This is a genomic window from Romboutsia sp., from assembly GCF_035470145.1.
Taxonomy (GTDB): Bacteria; Bacillota; Clostridia; order Peptostreptococcales; family Peptostreptococcaceae; genus Romboutsia_D.
Map to the genome: position 1 here is coordinate 1 of NZ_DATIRC010000347.1, position 1,739 is coordinate 1,739.

At 30.2% G+C, this 1,739-nt stretch carries 2 protein-coding genes; both read left to right on the top strand.

Annotation, left to right across the window (positions count from 1 at the left end; all coding sequences use genetic code 11):
- The first annotated feature begins 296 nt into the window (after window positions 1-296).
- Complete coding sequence (locus VLM92_RS13960) at window positions 297-617, top strand: M81 family metallopeptidase (RefSeq protein WP_325276938.1); 321 nt, start codon at window positions 297-299, stop codon at window positions 615-617.
- Window positions 618-728: 111 nt separating this feature from the next.
- The coding region (locus VLM92_RS13965; RefSeq protein ID WP_325276939.1) for a hypothetical protein at window positions 729-1,739 on the top strand (1,011 nt) is incomplete at its 3' end.

The window sequence follows — 1,739 nt, forward strand, 5'->3', positions numbered from 1 at the left end:
TAAACTGGTTTACACTTTAACTCCTTTTATATTTTAAAGATAATTTTCAGAAACCTCATGAAATACACAATCTTAAGGGGAATTCAATTTTGGCATGCTTTTTGCTAATATTAATAGTAATCTAATTATAAAGAAGCTAAATAAAACTTATATTCACATTTTATAATTAATAAATTGTTAGAAGAGGAGGATAAGAAGATGAATAAATATAATAAAGATTAAGGAGAATTATAATTAAAATACTTATTGGAGAGTTTTGTCATGAAGCAAGTACATTTGCTCCAGGTAATAGATAGGTGAAAAAAAATGATGTAGAACTTATACCTACATTTACAACTTGGAATGCAGGATTTATTATGGAAAAAGAATGTTATGAATCATTAAAAAAACAAATAATATACAAATTAATAGAAGTAAAAGATGAAATCTCTGGTATATGCTTTGCCCTTCATGGGTCAGGTACAGTTGAAAAAATAGGGGATTTAAAAGCAGACTTATTACGTAGTATGAGAGAAATAGTAGAATATGAAATGCCTATAACAGTTACATTAGATTTACATACAAATATGTCAGAAGAAATGATGAAAGAAACACAATTATACGTAGGGTGTATCTAAATCTAAATTTCAAAAAGCATATGATTTAATACAAAACACATAAACATAATCTTATGTATAAAATCTTCACAAAATTATTACGATAAAAAATATTGTTAAAGGGGGATTTAAATGAGTAATAATCAAACTGTAAATTGGAAAGATGTAATCAGTTTTGGAGGTGCCTATGTAGCATTTTGTATTGGTTCAGGCTTTGCAACTGGGCAAGAAATAATGCAGTTCTTTACTTCTTTTGGATATTGGAGTATAGGTGGAGCAGCTATTACCTTAGTGCTATTTGCCTGGTTTGGTGGTGTTATCATGGAAACTGGGCATAGGTTACAACTTACATCTGCAAATAGCGTTTTCAAATATTACTGTGGTAATACTTTTGGGACTTTTTTTGAATGGTTTGCACCACTATTTTTATTTGCAGTATTTGTAATAATGATTTCAGGAGCAGGTGCTACATTAACTGAATATTATGGATTAAACCCTTATGTAGGCCGTATGCTTATGGCTATTTTAGCGTTAGTTACAGTATTAATGGGATTAGATAAATTAGTTAAAATAATTGGTACTATTGGACCGATAATTATTATTGTCTCTATTTTAATTGGTATATTTAGTATTATAAAAAACCCAGATGGGTTAAAGCAATCTACTGAAATAATGAAAACAATAAATGTACCGCGTGCAGCAAACTATTGGTGGTTATCAGGTTTTCTTTATGCAGCTTATTCTGTAGTCGGGATTACACCTTTTTTAACAGGGATGGGAGCATCTGCTAAGAGCAAAAAGGATGCAATCCTAGGAGGCGCTTTAGGGGGTATAGCATTTATTATTGCTTTAATGATTATGAATTTAGGATTATTAGCAAATATTAAAGAAATATACAGCAAACAAATACCATCACTATATTTAGCAGATCAAGTCTTACCGATAATAGGAGTTTGCTTCTCAATAATTCTATTCGCAGGAATATATACAACTGCTGTACCAATGCTTTGGTCAGTATGTAATCGTTTTACAAAGGATGGTACTCGTGAATTTAAGATTTTAGCTATAGCTTTAACTGTTTCTGCTTTCATTGGGGGATTACTACCTTTCGGTAAATTAGTAGGTATAGTTTATCCATATACT